Source organism: Methylobacterium sp. J-092 (genome assembly GCF_022829325.1).
Taxonomy (GTDB): domain Bacteria; phylum Pseudomonadota; class Alphaproteobacteria; order Rhizobiales; family Beijerinckiaceae; genus Methylobacterium.
Genome location: NZ_JAKSXU010000128.1, coordinates 28,741 through 44,245 on the forward strand (window position 1 = coordinate 28,741; position 15,505 = coordinate 44,245).

Sequence of the window (15,505 nt, forward strand, 5' to 3'; positions counted from 1 at the left end):
GGGTCAGGCTGCCGGCACCGGATGCCCCATCTTCGCGTCGATCCACGCCCAGAGCGCGCGGATTTCGGCGGCGGCCTGGCCCCCCGGGGCGCACTCGGTGACGCCGAGGCCCATGGCCAGGGCATCCTGGTGGTCGACCCGCTGGATGATGCTCGGCTCGGCGAGCACGCCGAGCGTCCGCATCTGCACGGCATAGGCCTCCGTCCGCGGCGATGGCGGGGGCGGGCATTGGTTCAGCACGAAGGCCAGCTTCCGCCGCATCCCCAGGCCGACCAGGGCCTGCAGCGTAGGCCCGGCCGCGATGAGATCGAGGCGGGAGGGACGCACCGGCATCAAGACCAGGTCGGCGATCCGCAAGGCGTGGGCGACCCCGGCCATGGCGCCCGCGGTATCGACCACGGCGAGCGTCGCGCCGTCGTCGGCGGCTTGAACGAGGACGTCGTCGAGCTGCCCGATCTCCCAGGGCTGGATGCGGTCGACCGCGACCGAGCCCGTCGCGCGCATCGCCCCCCAGGACGCGAGAGAGCCCTGCGGATCGAGGTCGAGGGCGATCACGCGCTCGCCCGCCTCCGCCGCGGCGACGGCCAACGAGGCTGCGAGCGTCGTCTTGCCGGTGCCGCCCTTCTGCACCGCGACGGCCACGACCCGGGGCCGCAGAAGGCCGCTCCCGATCGGCGGATGCGGGTGGGATCCTTCGAGGGCCATGCGCGTCCCGCCCGTTCGATCTCGATCCATGCGCGGCGCGGTCGTGCTCCGCGGCCGTCCGCGACCTTCGCGGAGGCGAGCGAGGTGGGACCGATTCGCCACAGGAATCCATTCCGTCACCTGCCCGCAGGGAGGTGCTTATGGGAGGATAGTCGGATAGGCCAGCGGTTCTCGCCCGTCGGCCATGCCGAATGCGCACGACCGCCAGCCCGAGGATCCCCACGCATTCAGAGGGCCCGCGCGGCACGCGTCGGCCCCGGATGCGGGCGCGGATCGGATCCGGGATCGCTTGCGGGCCTTGGGCGTTCACCCGGTCCCGGGTGATGGGCTCGGGTCCTTGGAATGCCATGCCGAACCTTCACAGACGCGTCGTCCTCGCGGCCGGCCTCGGCCTGCTCGCGGCCTCGACGGTACGGGCAGCGGGCGCGGTGGTGCGGGTCGACGATCCGCGGCTCGACGCCCTGATCGATCCCGCCGCCCCGATCCGGACGCTGTTCGACGACGGGCGCTGGTGCGAGGGGCCGTGCTGGGCACCCGGGCTCGGCGGGCTGGTGTTCAGCGACACCAAGGCCAACCGCATCCGCGTGCTCGCCGACGACCGGTCGGTGAAAACCCTGTTCGACCCCTCCGAGAACGGCAACGGCAACACGCTCGACGGGCAGGGGCGGCTGATTACCTGCGAGCACCGCACCCGGCGGGTGGTGCGGCGCGAGCCGGACGGGACGAAGATCGTGCTGGCGGACGCCTTCGCCGGCAAACGCTTAAACTCGCCCAACGACGCGGTGGTCGCCGCCGACGGGGCGGTGTGGTTCACCGACCCGGTCTTCGGCATCACCCAGCCCGAGGAGGGCATCCTGGCCGAGCCCGAGCAGGGCGCGCGCCGCGTCTACCGGATCACCGCGCCGGGCATGCCGGCGGCCAAGGTCGAGGCGATGACCGACGCCCTCGACCAGCCGAACGGCCTCGCCTTCGCACCCGACGGGCGCACCCTCTACGTCAGCGAATCCGGCGCGTCGCTCAACCCCGAGGCCGGCCGGGCCGTGATGGCGTTCGCCGTCGGCGCGGACGGCCGGCTCGGGCCGCCGCGGACCTTCGCGCCGATCGAGGCCGGCGTGCCCGACGGCCTGAAGGTCGACGGCGCCGGGCGGGTCTACGCCGCCTGCGGCGACGGCATCCGCATCTTCGCTCCCGACGGCACGCCGCTCGGCCGCATCGCCACGCCGACGCCGGCCGCGAACCTCGCCTTCGGCGGATCGGACGGGCGGCGGCTGTTCGTCGCCGCCGGCCACGCCATCCTCGCCATCGACCTGCGCGTCGCGCCTCGCGGCTAAAACGGTAAGCTCCATGCCCCTCGTCCGACGCCACCTCCTCGCCGGCGGCCTCGCCGCCCTCGCCCTGCCCGCGGCCGCGGCCGAGACGGGCTCGCCCGCGCCGGGCGGCACCGCGGTCGCGAGCCGGACCGCGCTGCGGATGGAGCTGGCGCTCGCCGCGCACGCGCCCTCGACGCCGACGGGCCTGGCGATCTCGCACGGGGGCCGCGTCTTCGTGATGATGCCGCGCTTCACCGGCAAGGAGACGGTCACCGTCGGCGAGGTGCTGCCCGACGGCTCGGTGAAGCCCTATCCCGACCAGGCCACCAACACCCCCGACGCGGGCCGGCCGCAGGCGACGTTCTTCCACGTTCCGAACGGCGTCTTCGCCCCCGACGACAGTCTGTGGCTGCTCGATTCCGGCCTGCCCGAGGGCAAGGGCGCGCCGGTGCCGGGCGGGGCGAAGCTCGTCCAGATGGACCTGGCGACGAACCGCATCGTCCGCATGATCCCGCTCGAGGCCGGCATCGTGCCGACCTCGTCGCTGAACGACCTGCGCGTCGAGATCAGGCCTGGGCGCCAGCGCGCCTACATCACCGACCAGGGCCAGGGGGAGGACGGGGCGATCCTCGCCGTCGACCTCGCCACCGGCCAGGTGGCGCGGCGGCTGGCCGAGCATGCCAGCACCAAGTCGCAGAAGGGGGTGGTGAAGTTCGTCGAGGAGCGCCCGGTGATGCAGACCAAGGGCGACAGCCCGCCGCAGCACCCGAAGGGCGGCGCCAACGGCATCGCGCTCAGCCCCGACGGCAGCCGCCTGTACTACGCGCCGCTGATGGCGCGCCGGCTGTATTCGGTCGAGACGGCAGGCCTGCTCGACCCGAAGGTTTCGGATGCCGAGGTGGCCGCGACCGTGAAGGACCTCGGCGAGAAGGGGATGACCGGCGGCCTCACCACCGATTCCAAGGACCGGGTCTATCTCAGCCTGCAGGAGCAGAACGCCGTCGGGCGGCGCGACCCCGACGGGACGATCACCGTGATCGCCTCCGATCCGCGGCTGATCTGGGCGGACACGTTCTGGATCACCGCCGACCGCTGGCTCTACATCTCGGCCGCCCAGGTGAACCGCCGGCCCGAGTACAACCACGGCCGCGACCTGCAGGAGCCGCCCTACGCGATCCTGCGGGTGCGGATCGATGCCGACCCGGTCGACGGCCTCGCTCAGTAGCGGCGGCCGGCGCGGGCGGCGTCCACGCTCAAGGGGCCGGCGCCCGCGAAGACGAGGTAGAGGAACACGAAGCAGAACAGGATCGCGGCATCGCCCCCGTTCACCGCCGGAAACGGCGATTTCGGCGCGTGGACGAGGAAGTAGCCCACCGCCATCTGGCCCGACAGCAGGAACGCGACCGGCCGGGTGAACAGCCCGAGGACGATCAGCGTGCCGCCGACCAGCTCGAGCAGGCCCGCGGCACCGGCGAGCGAGAGCAGCTCGGGCGCCGGCATCGTCCGCGGCGGAAGCCCGAGCAACTTCTGCGTGCCGTGCTGCAAGAACACGAGGCCGGTCACCGCGCGCAGCAGCGACAGGGCGTAGGGCGCGTAGCCGTTCAGGCGCGGGACGAGCGAGTTCATGGGCGGACCGGTCTCCGACGCTTCGAGGAGGCACCATCGCGAGGACTTCGCCCCGCCTGTCAAGCTTTCGCATTTGCGGAACGGAACGCCGCCCGCGCGCCCGCGCCGGTTCAGGAGATGCCAACCGGCGCGTGCAACGCTTCCGGCCTGGGGCGACGCTCTGGGGAACGATGCCGCTGTTTCCGGTCTCGACGACGGCGGCGCTCGCGGTGACGATGATCGCGAAGCACGTCGCCTTCGGCGTCCCGCTACGAACCGCCCCGATGGCACGGGCCAAGGAGCGTGCGGCGGGCGGACCGGAGCCGTTCTCCGCCTGAGCGGGCACGCTCGGCATCGCGTGGGCGGTCGCGCCGCGGCTGTGGCGGCCGGCGCTGGTCGACGTCGCGATCCTTATCGGATGTCGACCGCATCGAGGCGGTCGTCGCCCTGCGCACCGGCTCGCCCCCCCTGCGCGGTCCGGTTCCGGCGGCTGCGCGGCTTCGGCCCGAAGCACGGGCCGACCGGTCCCGGTCTCGTGGGCGCCGTCCTCAGCCTGCGATCCGGCGCTCCGCCGGATCGTCCCCCGCGCTCGAAGGACCGACGCTATGACCTCGGGTCTTCCGTCGGGGCCCCCAGGGAGCGGACGGACAGGCCCTGACACGGTGCCGGAGTCGCGGCCCGCGGTGGTTCCCAAGCGTCGCCGGACCGGTCACAACGGACCGATCGCGCCGCCGGCCTCCACGGGCCGGGGCGCTCCGGCGAGTCCCGAGGTTCCATCCGTGCCCCTGCCCCGCGTCGTCGCGTTCTCGGCGAGCATCAACCGGCCCTCGCGCACCCGCACGCTCGTCGAAGCGATCGGCGCGCAGCTCGGCCGCCATCGCCGCATCGACCTGAGCGTGATCGACCTGATCGATGCCGGGCCGGGCCTCGGCGCGCTCACGCGCGACGGCCTCCCGCCGGCGGCCGAGGCGCTGGTCGCGGCGATCGAGGGGGCCGACGCGCTGATCGTCGGGACGCCGGTCTACAAGGGCGCCTATTCCGGCCTGTTCAAGCACGTGTTCGATTTCGTCGACGCCGAGGCCCTCGTCGGCATGCCGGTGGCGCTCGCCGCCACGGGGGGCGGCCTGCGCCATGCGCTGGTGGTCGAGCACTCGCTCCGGCCGCTGTTCGGGTTCTTCTCCGCGCACATCGCGCCGACCTCGGTCTATGCCGGCGGCGACGAGATCGCGGACGGCGTCGTCGCCGACGCGACCGTGGCCGCGCGCATCGAGGCGGCAGGACGCGAGCTCGACGCGCTGCTGAAGGTGTCGCGCGGGGCCGACCGGGAGAAGGCGCCGGCGGCGTGAGCCTCAGGCCGTGACGCTCAAGCCTTGTCGAGCGCCGCGGCGATCGCGCTGATCACCCGCGGGTCGGTCGGCTCGACCTGGGTCGCGAAGGCGGCGGCCAGCGTTCCGTCGCGGGCCACGAGATACTTGTGGAAGTTCCAGCGCGGCGTCTCGCCGGGCTTCTCCAGCGCCGCCCATTGGTAGAACGGGTGGGCGCCCGGCATCTTCACCCGCGTCTTGGCGGTGAGCGGGAAGGTGACGCCGTGGTTCTTGCGGGCGGCCTCGGCGATGGCGGCGCCATCGAGGGGCTCCTGGTTGCCGAAATCGGGCGAGGGCACGCCGATCACCGTCAGCCCGCGTTCCTGGAAGCGCGTCCACAGCGTCTGCAGCCCGGTAAGCTGCCCGGCATAGCCGCACGCGGTGGCGGTGTTGACCACCAGGATCGGCCGCCCGGCATAGGCCGACAGCGGCATCGCCCCGCCCTCCGGCCCGTCGAAGGCGAAGGCGGTGGCGCGCGTCCCGGCATCGAGGGCGTGGGCGCTGCCGGCGGCGGCACTCATGGCCGCACCGAGGAGGGTGAGGGCTTCGCGGCGGAGCAGGGTCATGGGCGGGTACGGCCTCCGGAGCGGTCGCGGGCTCGGCCCACGACCAGATGGCGCACGCGGCCGCGAGGTCCAGGGCGGCCCCCTCGCGTTTTCCGGAGCCGGCGCACCACGCGGGCACGGTGGAACCTTCTGATGCGGCGGGCCTTTTGCGGGGGAGCTTCACTGTAGACCCCGGGCCGGATCGGGCTCGGGGCGACGATGGAAAGACGAGACGCGATGCGCAGCCTGATTGCCGGAACGGTCCTCCTCACCCTGGGCACGACCGTCCTGGGACCGAGCCTCGCGCTCGCGCAGACGTCGTCCCCGACCACGGCCGCGCCGGGCACCCAGGCCGTGCCGCCCGAGAAGCCAGCGACGGCCTCGCCGGATGCGCCCAAGCCCGACTCCGTCAAGCCCGACGTCGTCAAGCCCGATCCGGTGAAGCCCGACGCGTCGGCGGCGCCGATGAAGCCGCTCGAGGCGGTGCCGGGGCAGCCCGCGACCTTCACCGACAACCTGCGGCCGACCTTCGTCGCGCAGTCGCCCGACGACATGGTCAGCTCGAAGCTCGTCGGCCAGACCATCATCAACGGCGCCAACGAGACCATCGGCGAGATCGCCGACGTGGTGATCGGCTTCGACGGCAAGGTGAAGGCCTGGGTCGTCGGCGTCGGCGGCTTCCTCGGGATCGGCACCAAGTACGTCGCGGTCGACCCGAGCGCGATGCATCTGCAGCGCGTCGATGGCAAGGCGCTGCGGGCGATGATCAACACCGACAAGGACCAGCTCCGCGCGGCGCCGGAATACATCTACCTCGGCAAGGAGAAGCCGAAGGACGATGCCGGCAAGGCGGACGCTGCCAAGTAAAGGCCCGTCGCGAGCAGCGGACGAGCCCGGCGGCGGCAAGCCTCAGGGCGCGACCCGGCGGAGCACGAAGGCGACGCCGGTCTCCGGGTCGCGCCGCCAGGTTCCGTCGCCGGCGGGCACGAGGTTCACCACGTGCCCGCGCTTGGCCACCAGGGTCATGTGGCCTTCGCTCGTGCGCCACGTCGCCGGATCGAACACCTCGATCCCGCTGTCGCGGCAGCCCGGGAGGAGGCGCACCGGCGCACCCGGCCCGTCGCCGAGATCGAGGCGGCAGACGTCGCGGTTGAGCAGGCGGTCGAGCGCGTAGATCCCCGCCGGCGCCCCGGGCCCCGGGGCCGACCGCGGAGCTTGCGCCGGCACCGGATCGGGCGCGGCCTCGGGCGGCGCCGCGGCGATTGCCGTCGGGTCGAGGGGGCTCGACGCGCGCATCGCCGCGATCTCGAGGGCCACCAGGCTGTAGCTCTCGCCCGCCTCGGCGGTGGCGACGTAGCTGCGCTGGTCGGGCCGCTTGGCGAAGGCCAGCACCGGGCGGACGTTGCGGTCGACGAGGCGGACGACGCCGTCGGCGAAGAGCCAGCCGGCGACCGCGCCCACCACCGGCACCGACCGCCGGCACCCGGCCGGGAAGTACACCTTCTGCCCGGCCTCGCCGGATTCGGAGGCCAGCGTCATCACGCAGCGCCGGTTGGTGCCGTCGCGCGAGAGGTCCCAGGTGCCGGGCACGCCGCCGCGCCCCTCGGGCAGGGTGATCGCGAAGGGTGCGGGCGCGGCCGGAGGCTCGGATGCAGGCACGGCCGGAGGAGCGGACGGGGCGGGAGCATCCTGCCCGGCGGCCGCGCCGACCAGCGCGAGCCAGGCCCCGGCGGCCAGCCGCAGGCAGACGGTGTTCCGGGCCGGATTCATGCCCGGGCGCCCGCCGCCGGCCAGGGCGTCTCCGCCACCGGCGTGAGCGGCCCGCGGCCCTCGAACCACGAGATCAGGTTGTCGACGACGAGTTGCCCCATGGCGGCGCGGGTCTCGTGCGTGCCCGATCCGACATGCGGCAGCAGCACCACCCGGTCGAGGGCGACGAGCCGCTCCGGCACGTGCGGCTCGGCGGCGAAGACGTCGAGGCCGGCCGCGTGGATCGTGCCGGCCTCCAGCGCCGCGACCAGCGCCGCCTCGTCCACCACGCTGCCGCGGGCGACGTTGATCAGGAGGCCCTCCGGCCCGAGGGCGGCGAGCACCGCGGCATCGACCAGGCCGTCCGTGCCGGCGCCGCCCGGCGCCACCACCATCAGCACGTGGACGGCCTGCGCCAGCCCGACCAGGGTCGGATGATAGGCGTAGGGCACGTCGCCTTGCGGGCGCCGCCCGTGATAGGCGACCGCGACGCCGAAGCCTTCGAGCCGCCTCGCGATCGCCCGCCCGATCCGCCCGAGCCCGAGGATGCCGACCCGGCGCCCGCGCAGCGACGCGGTGAGCGGGAACGGCTTCTCCGGCCAGCGCCCGGCGCGCAGATACCGGTCCGCCTGCGGGATCTGCCGCACCGTGGCGAGCAGCAGGCCGATCGCCAGGTCCGCGACCTCGTCGGTGAGCACGTCCGGCGTGTTGGTGACGACGACGCCGCGCCGCCCGGCCTCGGCCGCATCGATGGTGTCGTAGCCGACCCCGAAATTGGCGACGATCTCCAGGTTGGGCAGCCGGTCCAGCAGCGGCCCGTCGACCACGGCCTGGGCGTTGACGGCAAGGCCGCGGATGCGCGGGCCGACCTCGGCGAGGAACGCGTCGCGGTCGGTCGCGGCGTCGAGCCGGTGCAGGTCGAAGGCGGGCGTCAACGCCTCGCCGACGCTCGCGAGCATCGGCTTCAGCATCAAGAGTTCGGGTCGAAGGCTCAAAGGTCGGCTCCTGGCGCCGTCGGGGCGTGGTTCCGGCGCGATGATGGGCGCCCCATGCGGTGGCGACAAGGCCGTACGGGCCGCGCGGCTCCGGGTCCAGGCTATCCCATCTCGTCGATGATCTGGTCGTCGCGCGCATCGACCAGGCGGCGCAGCGCCGTGAGGGCGCGGCGCAGGTCGTCGCGCGGCGGCGCGGCGAGCGCGAGCCTCACGGCGTTCGGGGCATGCCCCGGGACGATGGCGAAGGCCGAGGCCGGCGTGATGGCGATGCCCTGCCGCAGGGCCGCCGCCGCGTAGGCCTCGGCGCGCCAGGTCTCGGGCAGGTCGAGCCAGAGATGATAGGCACAGGGGTCGCCGCCGATCGACAGGTCGCCCAGGCAGTCGCGGGCCAGGTTCTGCCGCGCGACCGCATCCGCGCGCTTGACCACGGCGAGCCGCACGGCGGAGCCGTCGCCCATCCAGTGCGTTCCGGCGGCGAGCGGAAACCCGGTCGCGGCCCATCCGCCCTGGCGGACGGAGGCCGAGAGGCGGTCGGTCCAATCGGGCGGCGACGCGATCAGGCCGACCGTCAGCCCCGGCATGACGCGCTTCGACAGGCTGTCGATCACGATCGTCCGGCCCGGCGCCCGGGCCGCCAGCGGCACCGCATCCGAGAGGAAGCTGTAGACCGCGTCCTCGATCGCGACGAGGCCTGTCTGGGCCAGCACCGCCGCGATCTCGGACCGGCGATGCGGCCCCATGGTGAGGCCGAGGGGGTTCTGCAGGGTCGGCTGGAGGTAGAGGCCGCTCAAGGGGGCGGCGCGATGCGCCTGCAGGATCGCGTCGGGCCGGATGCCCTCCGCGTCGAGGGCGAGCGGGACGAGGGCGATCCCGAGGCGGGCGGCGATGCCCTTCACCACCGGATAGGTCAGCGGCTCGCAGCCGATGCGGTCCCCGGGCCGCGCCAGCGCCGCCAGGACCGCGGCCAAGCCCTGCCGCCCGTTCCCGGTGAACAGGACGCCGTCGGGATCGGGGGCGAAATCGCCGCGTGCGAGGAAGCGCGCGGCGACGGCCCGCGCCCGGGGCGTGCCCGCCGGTCCGTACTGGTTCAGGGCCGCGCCCGTGGCGCCGGCCCGCGAGAGGGCGGCCAGCCCCTCGGTCAGCACGACGTCCTGTTCCGGCAGGTTGGAATGGGTGCGCTGGAGGTCGACCGCGCCCGGGGCCGGCTCCGGCTGCATCCGGACCGGGGCGCTCAGGTCCGAGCGGACGTAGGTGCCGCGCCCGACCTCGCCAAGGGTGAGGCCGCGCCGGGCCAGTTCGCCGTAGACGCGGCTCGCCGTCGAGACCGCGATGCCGCGCTCGTAGGCGAAGGCGCGCTGCGGCGGCAGGCGATGGCCCGGCTTGATCTGCCCGCTGGCGATCTCCGCCGCGACCGCGTCGGCGACGCTCCGGTAATCGGTCATCCGCTAAATTGATCCGAGGCCAATAAACGCATTGAACCGAGGTTCGTATCGGTTCAATCCTGCCCGGGCAATCCCGGCCGGATCGCTTTCCCCTCCCCGCTTCGGACCGCTGATCATGCCCGCCGTCACGTCCCTACCCCAGTCGCCACCTGCCTCCGACCTGGGGCGGATCTTCGGTCTCGATCCGTCCGTGGTGCGGACCTGGATCCGGCGCCACCGGGCGCGCCGCGAGCTCGCCGGCCTGCGGGACGACCAGCTGCGCGACGCCGGCCTCGACCGCCGTGCCGTCCGCGCGGAGGCCGACAAGCCGTTCTGGCGGCCGTGACCGGAGGCGGCCGGCCGCCACCCCTGCAGCCGATGCCGGTCAGCCATTTGCGGCGGCCGGCCGGCGAGCACTTCCGAAATCGCGTTTCGAACCTTACTAAAGACCTCCGCGCCGGCTAGAGGCCGGCCACAGACACGCCGCGAAGCGACCAGAGCCATGACGAGCCCGCGCACCCTCTACGACAAGATCTGGGACGACCACGTCGTCGACGTCGAGGCCGACGGCTCGACGCTGCTCTACATCGACCGGCACCTCGTCCACGAGGTGACGAGCCCGCAGGCCTTCGAAGGCCTGCGCGTGGCCGGCCGCACGGTGCGCGCCCCGGAGAAGACGCTGGCGGTGGTCGACCACAACGTCCAGACCTCGGACCGCTCCAAGGGCATCGAGGACCCGGAGAGCCGGATCCAGCTCGAGGCGCTGGCGCAGAACGTCCAGGATTTCGGCATCGAGTTCTACGACGCGCTCGATCGCCGCCAGGGCATCGTCCACATCATCGGCCCCGAGCAGGGCTTCACCCTGCCCGGCCAGACCATCGTCTGCGGCGACAGCCACACCTCGACGCATGGCGCGTTCGGGGCGCTGGCCCACGGCATCGGCACCTCGGAGGTCGAGCACGTGCTCGCCACGCAGACGCTGCTGCAGAAGAAGGCCAAGAACATGCGCGTCACCGTCGACGGCGCGCTGCCGGCCGGCGTCAGCGCCAAGGACATCGTGCTCGCGATCATCGGCGAAATCGGCACCGCCGGCGGCACCGGCCACGTCATCGAATATGCGGGCGAGGCGATCCGCGCGCTGTCGATGGAAGGCCGGATGACGATCTGCAACATGTCGATCGAGGGCGGCGCGCGCGCCGGCCTCGTCGCGCCCGACGCCACGACCTACGCCTATTGCGAGGGCCGGCCGATGGCGCCGAAGGGCGAGGCCTTCGCACGGGCCCGCACCTATTGGGAGAGCCTCGTCAGCGACGAGGGCGCGCATTTCGATCGCGAGGTCCGGCTCGACGCCGCGAGCCTGCCGCCGATCGTGAGCTGGGGCACAAGCCCCGAGGACGTGATCTCGGTGCTGGGCTCGGTGCCCGATCCGGCGACGATCCTCGACGAGAACAAGCGCGCCTCGAAGGAGAAGGCGCTGTCCTACATGGGGCTGACGCCGGGCACCAAGATCACCGACATCACCCTCGACCGGGTGTTCATCGGCTCCTGCACCAACGGCCGGATCGAGGACCTGCGCATCGTCGCCAAGATGGTCGCGGGCCAGAAGGTCCACGCGGGCGTCTCGGCGATGGTGGTGCCGGGCTCCGGGCTGGTGAAGGCACAGGCCGAGGCCGAGGGGATCGACGCGGTGCTGAAGGCCGCCGGCTTCGACTGGCGCGAGCCGGGCTGCTCGATGTGCCTCGGCATGAACGCCGACCGCCTCAGCCCGAACGAGCGCTGCGCCTCGACCTCGAACCGCAACTTCGAGGGCCGCCAGGGCCATCGCGGCCGCACCCACCTCGTCTCCCCGGCCATGGCCGCGGCGGCGGCGGTGGCCGGCCGCTTCGTCGACATCCGAGCCTGGCCGAAGGGTTAGGCACGGCGGCAGGTTCGCGCGCGACCTCCCCTCCCCCGCAGAGGGGGGAGGGAAGAAGCCCGTCCTCAGAACTCCATGTCGAGCTCTTCGATCTCCTCCGGCTCCTCGGCGGCGGCCTCCGCCCACTCGACCATCAGCGGCCAGTGCAGGATCGCGTCGCGATAGGCGGTGGCGCGCGGCGGCAGGGTCACGTCGTAGGTGCGGAAGCGGGTGCAGACCGGGGCGTACATCGCGTCGGCCAGCGTCGGGCGCTCGCCGAACAGGAACGGGCCCTCGTAGCGGGCGAGGCAATCGTCGAAGATCGTGACGATGCGCTCGATGTCGCCCCTGGCGCCGTTGAACACCCGGAAGCGCGGGTGGAAGGCCTTCAGGTTCATCGGCAGGGCCGAGCGCAGGTTGATGAACCCGCCATGCATCTCACCGCTGATCGAGCGGCAATGCGCCCGCGCGGCGGCGTCCTTCGGCAGGAAGCCGGCTTCGGGGAAGGTCTCGTTGAGGTATTGCGCGATCGCCAGCGTGTCCCACACCACGATGCCTTCGTGGTGCAGGCGCGGCACGAGGAACGAGGGTGACAGGTGGAGGAGCTCGGCGCGGGAGGTCTCGTCGCCGCCGGGCAGCACCTCGGTCTCGAAGTCGAGACCGGCCATCTTGCAGATCAGCCAGCCGCGGAGCGACCACGACGAGTAGTTTCGGCTCGAGATGGTGAGAGTCGCCGTGGCCATGCGCGTTCCCCTTCGCGGGTTCTTCTCGCGAAAGGCGGATCCAAGACTCGTGCCGTTTCGAACGCGCCGTCTCGAATCCGCCGGCGCGCATCATGCGCCGAACGTCCGGGAAACGCCACGGCGCGCGGATCACTCCCGGCGGAGCAGCGCCGCGACGTCGGCCTCCTCGGCGGCGGACAGGCCGCGCTCCGGCGCCGGCGCCTTCCGGCGCGACAGGCGCCAGATGCCGAAGCCGCCGAGCAGCACCGCGAGCAGCGGCGTCAGCCACAGCAGGACGGTGTGCAGGGCCAGGACCGGGCGCAGCAGCACGAACTCGCCGTAGCGGTTCACCACGTAATCCTCGACGCCCTGGTTGGTGTCGCCGGCCTTGAGCCGCTCGCGCACGATCAGCCGCAGATCCTTGGCCAGCGGCGCATCCGAATCGTCGATCGACTGGTTCTGGCAAACCAGGCAGCGCAGGCCCGACGAGATGTCCCGCGCGCGATGCTCGAGGGCGGGGTCCTTCAGCACCTCGTCCGGCTGCACGGCTTGGGCCGCGGTCGCCCCCCCGAGCACGAGGCCGGCGAGCAGGACGGGGCGGAGGGCGCGCGCGGGGCTCATTCGGCCGGGACCGCGTGCGGGGGAACCGGCTTGAGCTTGGCGCGGGCGGGCGCCCCGACGCGCATGCGCCGGTCGGTCAGCGACAGGCCGCCACCGAGGGCCATCACCACAGCGCCGAGCCAGATCAGCAGCACCAGCGGCTTGTAGTACAGCCTCAGGCCGATGCTGCCGTCAGGCGCGATCTCGCCGAGGCTGGCATAGACCTGGCTCACGCCGCGGGTGAGCAGGCCCGATTCCGTCACCGTCATCTTGCGGCTCGGGTAGAAGCGCTTGCCGGTGTCGACCCGGCCGATCTCGTCGCCGGCCTTGTTGCGGATGGTGAGGAAGGCCGCGACCTCCTCGTAGTTCGGGCCGGGGCGCGGCGCGACGCGATCGAGCGTCGCGACGTAGGGGCCGGTGGCCAGCGTCTGGCCGGGCTTCAGGGTGGCGAGGCCCTCGGTGGCCCAGCCCTGCGCCGCGATGCCGAGCACCACCACGCCGACGCCGGCATGGGCGATGGCCGTGCCCCAGGCCGAGCGCGGCAGGCCGAGCGCCCGGCGCCAGACCACGCCGACCGCGCGGGTGCGGCTGCTGCCGTATCCGCGGGCCCGCGAGACGATCTCCAGGACGGAGCCGACGATGAGGTAGGCGCCCAGTCCCACGCCGACGGGCGCCATCGCCGGGCCGCCCCAGGTCCAGGCCAGGGTGCCGAGGCCGATCGCCAGGGCGAGGCCCAGCGCGGCGAACAGGCGCTGCGAGGCGGCGAGCGCGTCGCCGCGCTTCCAGGCCAGCGTCTGCCCGAACGGCACGATCAGCAGCAGCGGGATCGCCAGCGGCACGAAGGTGTAGTTGAAGAACGGCGGCCCGACCGAGATCTTCTCCGCCGTCAGCATCTCGAGCAGCAGCGGGTAGAGCGTGCCGACCAGCACGGTGGCGCAGGCGGCCACCAGGAACAGGTTGTTCATCACCAGCGCGCCCTCGCGCGAGATCGGCGCGAACAGGCCGCCCTGCCGCAGCATCGGGGCGCGCCACGCGAACAGCGTCAGCGAGCCGCCGATGAACAGGATCAGGATCGCGAGGATGAAGATGCCGCGGGTCGGGTCGGTCGCGAAGGAATGCACCGAGGTGAGCACGCCCGAGCGCACGATGAAGGTGCCGAGCAGCGAGAGCGAGAAGGTGAGGATCGCGAGCAGGACCGTCCAGACCTTCAGCGCGTCGCGCTTCTCCATCACCACGGTCGAGTGCAGGAGCGCCGTGCCGGCGATCCACGGCATCAGCGAAGCGTTCTCGACCGGGTCCCAGAACCACCAGCCGCCCCAGCCGAGCTCGTAATAGGCCCAGTAGCTGCCCATCGCGATGCCGAGCGTCAGGAAGCTCCAGGCGGTCAGCGTCCATGGGCGCACGGCGCGGGCCCAGACGGCGTCGATGCGCCCGTCGATCAGCGCGGCGATGGCGAAGGCGAAGGTGATCGAGAAGCCGACATAGCCGACGTAGAGGAGCGGCGGGTGCACCGCGAGGCCGAAATCCTGCAGCAGCGGGTTGAGGTCGTTGCCCTCCACCGGCGCCGGCACCGCCCGCGTGAACGGGTTCGAGGTGGTGATCACGAACAGCACGAAGACGAAGGTGATGAAACCCTGCACCGCCAGGGTGTTGGCCCGCAGCACCGGCGGCACCGAGTCCCGCGCCACCGACACCATCGCGCCGAACAGGGTGAGGATCAGGATCCAGAGGAGCATCGAGCCCTCGTGGTTCCCCCAGACGCCGGAGAGCTTGTAGATGAACGGCTTCGTCGTGTGCGAGTTCTCGACCACGTTCTGGACCGAGAAGTCGGACGTGGCGTGGGCGTAGGTCAGCGCGGCGAACGCGAACAGCACGCAGGCGAAGGCGCCGAGCGCGGCCGGCGTCGCCACCTGCCGCAGGGCGGCGTCGCCCGAGCGGGCGGCCCAGATCGGCATCACCGACTGGACCAGGGAGAGCGCCAGCGCGAGCGCCAACGCGAAATGTCCGACCTCGACGATCAAGCGGCGGTTCCTCGAGTCAATGACATCGGTTTTCGGCGTTCGGACATCGGTTTCAGCGCTCGGTGCGCGGTCCGAGGTTCGGGGGCGCGGCGTCGGCGGCCTTCGGCGGGTCCATTCTCACGGAGCCCTTGCCGTCCTTGCCGCCCTCCTGCCAGCGCCCCTGCGCCTTGAGCGCGTCGGCGACCTCGCGCGGCATGTAGGATTCGTCGTGCTTGGCCAGCACGGTGTCGGCGCGGAAGATGCCGCCCGGCTCGAGCGTCCCCTCGGCGACCACGCCCTGCCCCTCGCGGAACAGGTCGGGCAGAAGGCCGGTATACTGGACCTGGACGGTGGCGTTGGTGTCGGTCACGGCGAAGTCCACCGTCTGGTTCGGCCCGCGCTGGAGCGAGCCGTCCTTGACCAGGCCGCCGAGGCGGAAGCGCGTGCCCGGCCCGACGCCCTGTGCCGCCACCTCGCTGGGGGAGCGGAAGAACACGATCGAGCCGCTCATCGCCGACAGGATGAGCCCGACGGCGAGCGCCAGGACGGCGCCGCAGGCGGCGATCAGGATCAGGCGGCGGCTCTTGCGCGTCAC

Annotated in this window: 17 protein-coding genes; 7 read left to right on the forward strand and 10 right to left on the reverse strand. The window is 72.7% G+C overall.

Annotation, left to right across the window (positions count from 1 at the left end; translation table 11 throughout):
• Positions 1-3: 3 nt before the first annotated feature.
• A complete protein-coding gene (locus MKK60_RS14855; RefSeq protein ID WP_279604110.1) occupies positions 4-705 on the reverse strand; it encodes a ParA family protein in 702 nt (233 codons plus the stop codon).
• A gap of 347 nt (positions 706-1,052) precedes the next feature.
• Here MKK60_RS14855 and MKK60_RS14860 point away from each other — a divergent pair, with 347 nt between their 5' ends.
• Positions 1,053-2,036 carry an SMP-30/gluconolactonase/LRE family protein gene (locus MKK60_RS14860; protein ID WP_243986834.1) on the forward strand — a complete coding sequence of 328 codons (984 nt, stop codon included), beginning with the start codon at positions 1,053-1,055 and terminating at the stop codon, positions 2,034-2,036.
• Positions 2,037-2,049: 13 nt separating this feature from the next.
• Positions 2,050-3,240, forward strand: a complete 1,191-nt coding sequence (locus tag MKK60_RS14865) for an SMP-30/gluconolactonase/LRE family protein (RefSeq protein WP_243986836.1) — start codon at positions 2,050-2,052, stop codon at positions 3,238-3,240.
• Here the strand turns inward: MKK60_RS14865 and MKK60_RS14870 are convergent.
• The gene (locus MKK60_RS14870; protein WP_147842910.1) at positions 3,234-3,641 is read right to left on the reverse strand and encodes a DoxX family protein; all 408 of its coding nucleotides are present in this window, start codon (positions 3,639-3,641) and stop codon (positions 3,234-3,236) included. The two genes, MKK60_RS14865 and MKK60_RS14870, sit on opposite strands and share 7 nt — an antisense overlap.
• Positions 3,642-3,811: 170 nt before the next feature.
• Here MKK60_RS14870 and MKK60_RS14875 point away from each other — a divergent pair, with 170 nt between their 5' ends.
• Positions 3,812-3,958 carry a hypothetical protein gene (locus MKK60_RS14875; RefSeq protein ID WP_243986838.1) on the forward strand — a complete coding sequence of 49 codons (147 nt, stop codon included), beginning with the start codon at positions 3,812-3,814 and terminating at the stop codon, positions 3,956-3,958.
• A gap of 441 nt (positions 3,959-4,399) precedes the next feature.
• Positions 4,400-4,966: an NAD(P)H-dependent oxidoreductase gene (locus tag MKK60_RS14880; RefSeq protein WP_409566093.1), complete on the forward strand. Its 567-nt coding sequence runs from the start codon at positions 4,400-4,402 to the stop codon at positions 4,964-4,966.
• 17 nt (positions 4,967-4,983) lie between these two features.
• On the opposite strand, the gene MKK60_RS14885 is transcribed toward MKK60_RS14880, so the two are convergent.
• Positions 4,984-5,550, reverse strand: a complete 567-nt coding sequence (locus tag MKK60_RS14885; RefSeq protein WP_243986840.1) for a glutathione peroxidase — start codon at positions 5,548-5,550, stop codon at positions 4,984-4,986.
• A gap of 216 nt (positions 5,551-5,766) precedes the next feature.
• Between MKK60_RS14885 and MKK60_RS28600 the strand changes: the two genes are divergently transcribed.
• Positions 5,767-6,396 (forward strand): PRC-barrel domain-containing protein, encoded by a 630-nt coding sequence (locus tag MKK60_RS28600; RefSeq protein WP_313901130.1) that lies wholly within the window; start codon positions 5,767-5,769, stop codon positions 6,394-6,396.
• A gap of 42 nt (positions 6,397-6,438) precedes the next feature.
• Here MKK60_RS28600 and MKK60_RS14895 read toward each other — a convergent pair whose 3' ends face one another.
• The 3 genes from MKK60_RS14895 to MKK60_RS14905 form a co-directional block, all read right to left on the reverse strand.
• Positions 6,439-7,299, reverse strand: a complete 861-nt coding sequence (locus MKK60_RS14895) for an AprI/Inh family metalloprotease inhibitor (protein WP_243986842.1) — start codon at positions 7,297-7,299, stop codon at positions 6,439-6,441.
• Entirely contained in the window at positions 7,296-8,249 is a 954-nt protein-coding gene (locus MKK60_RS14900; RefSeq protein WP_243987063.1) for a 2-hydroxyacid dehydrogenase, read from the reverse strand. Before MKK60_RS14900 ends, MKK60_RS14895 begins: the two co-directional genes overlap by 4 nt.
• 125 nt (positions 8,250-8,374) lie before the next feature.
• Positions 8,375-9,715, reverse strand: coding sequence for a PLP-dependent aminotransferase family protein (locus MKK60_RS14905; RefSeq protein WP_243986845.1), 1,341 nt, complete (start codon positions 9,713-9,715; stop codon positions 8,375-8,377).
• Between the two features lie 115 nt (positions 9,716-9,830).
• Between MKK60_RS14905 and MKK60_RS14910 the strand changes: the two genes are divergently transcribed.
• Both MKK60_RS14910 and leuC read left to right on the forward strand, forming a co-directional pair.
• Complete coding sequence (locus MKK60_RS14910) at positions 9,831-10,040, forward strand: DUF1127 domain-containing protein (protein ID WP_243986847.1); 210 nt, start codon at positions 9,831-9,833, stop codon at positions 10,038-10,040.
• Between the two features lie 156 nt (positions 10,041-10,196).
• Positions 10,197-11,609 (forward strand): 3-isopropylmalate dehydratase large subunit, encoded by a 1,413-nt coding sequence (gene leuC / locus MKK60_RS14915; protein ID WP_243986849.1) that lies wholly within the window; start codon positions 10,197-10,199, stop codon positions 11,607-11,609.
• A 65-nt stretch (positions 11,610-11,674) separates the two neighbouring features.
• Here the strand turns inward: leuC and MKK60_RS14920 are convergent, their stop codons facing one another.
• The 4 genes from MKK60_RS14920 to ccmE all read right to left on the reverse strand — a co-directional run bounded on the left by MKK60_RS14920 (position 11,675) and on the right by ccmE (position 15,505).
• Positions 11,675-12,331: a glutathione S-transferase family protein gene (locus MKK60_RS14920; RefSeq protein ID WP_147728451.1), complete on the reverse strand. Its 657-nt coding sequence runs from the start codon at positions 12,329-12,331 to the stop codon at positions 11,675-11,677.
• A gap of 129 nt (positions 12,332-12,460) precedes the next feature.
• Complete coding sequence (locus MKK60_RS14925; RefSeq protein WP_147842915.1) at positions 12,461-12,931, reverse strand: cytochrome c-type biogenesis protein; 471 nt, start codon at positions 12,929-12,931, stop codon at positions 12,461-12,463.
• Positions 12,928-14,931, reverse strand: coding sequence for a heme lyase CcmF/NrfE family subunit (locus MKK60_RS14930; protein WP_147842916.1), 2,004 nt, complete (start codon positions 14,929-14,931; stop codon positions 12,928-12,930). The genes MKK60_RS14925 and MKK60_RS14930 overlap by 4 nt, the downstream gene beginning before the upstream one ends.
• Before the next feature lie 52 nt (positions 14,932-14,983).
• Entirely contained in the window at positions 14,984-15,505 is a 522-nt protein-coding gene (ccmE, locus tag MKK60_RS14935) for a cytochrome c maturation protein CcmE (RefSeq protein WP_147729140.1), read from the reverse strand.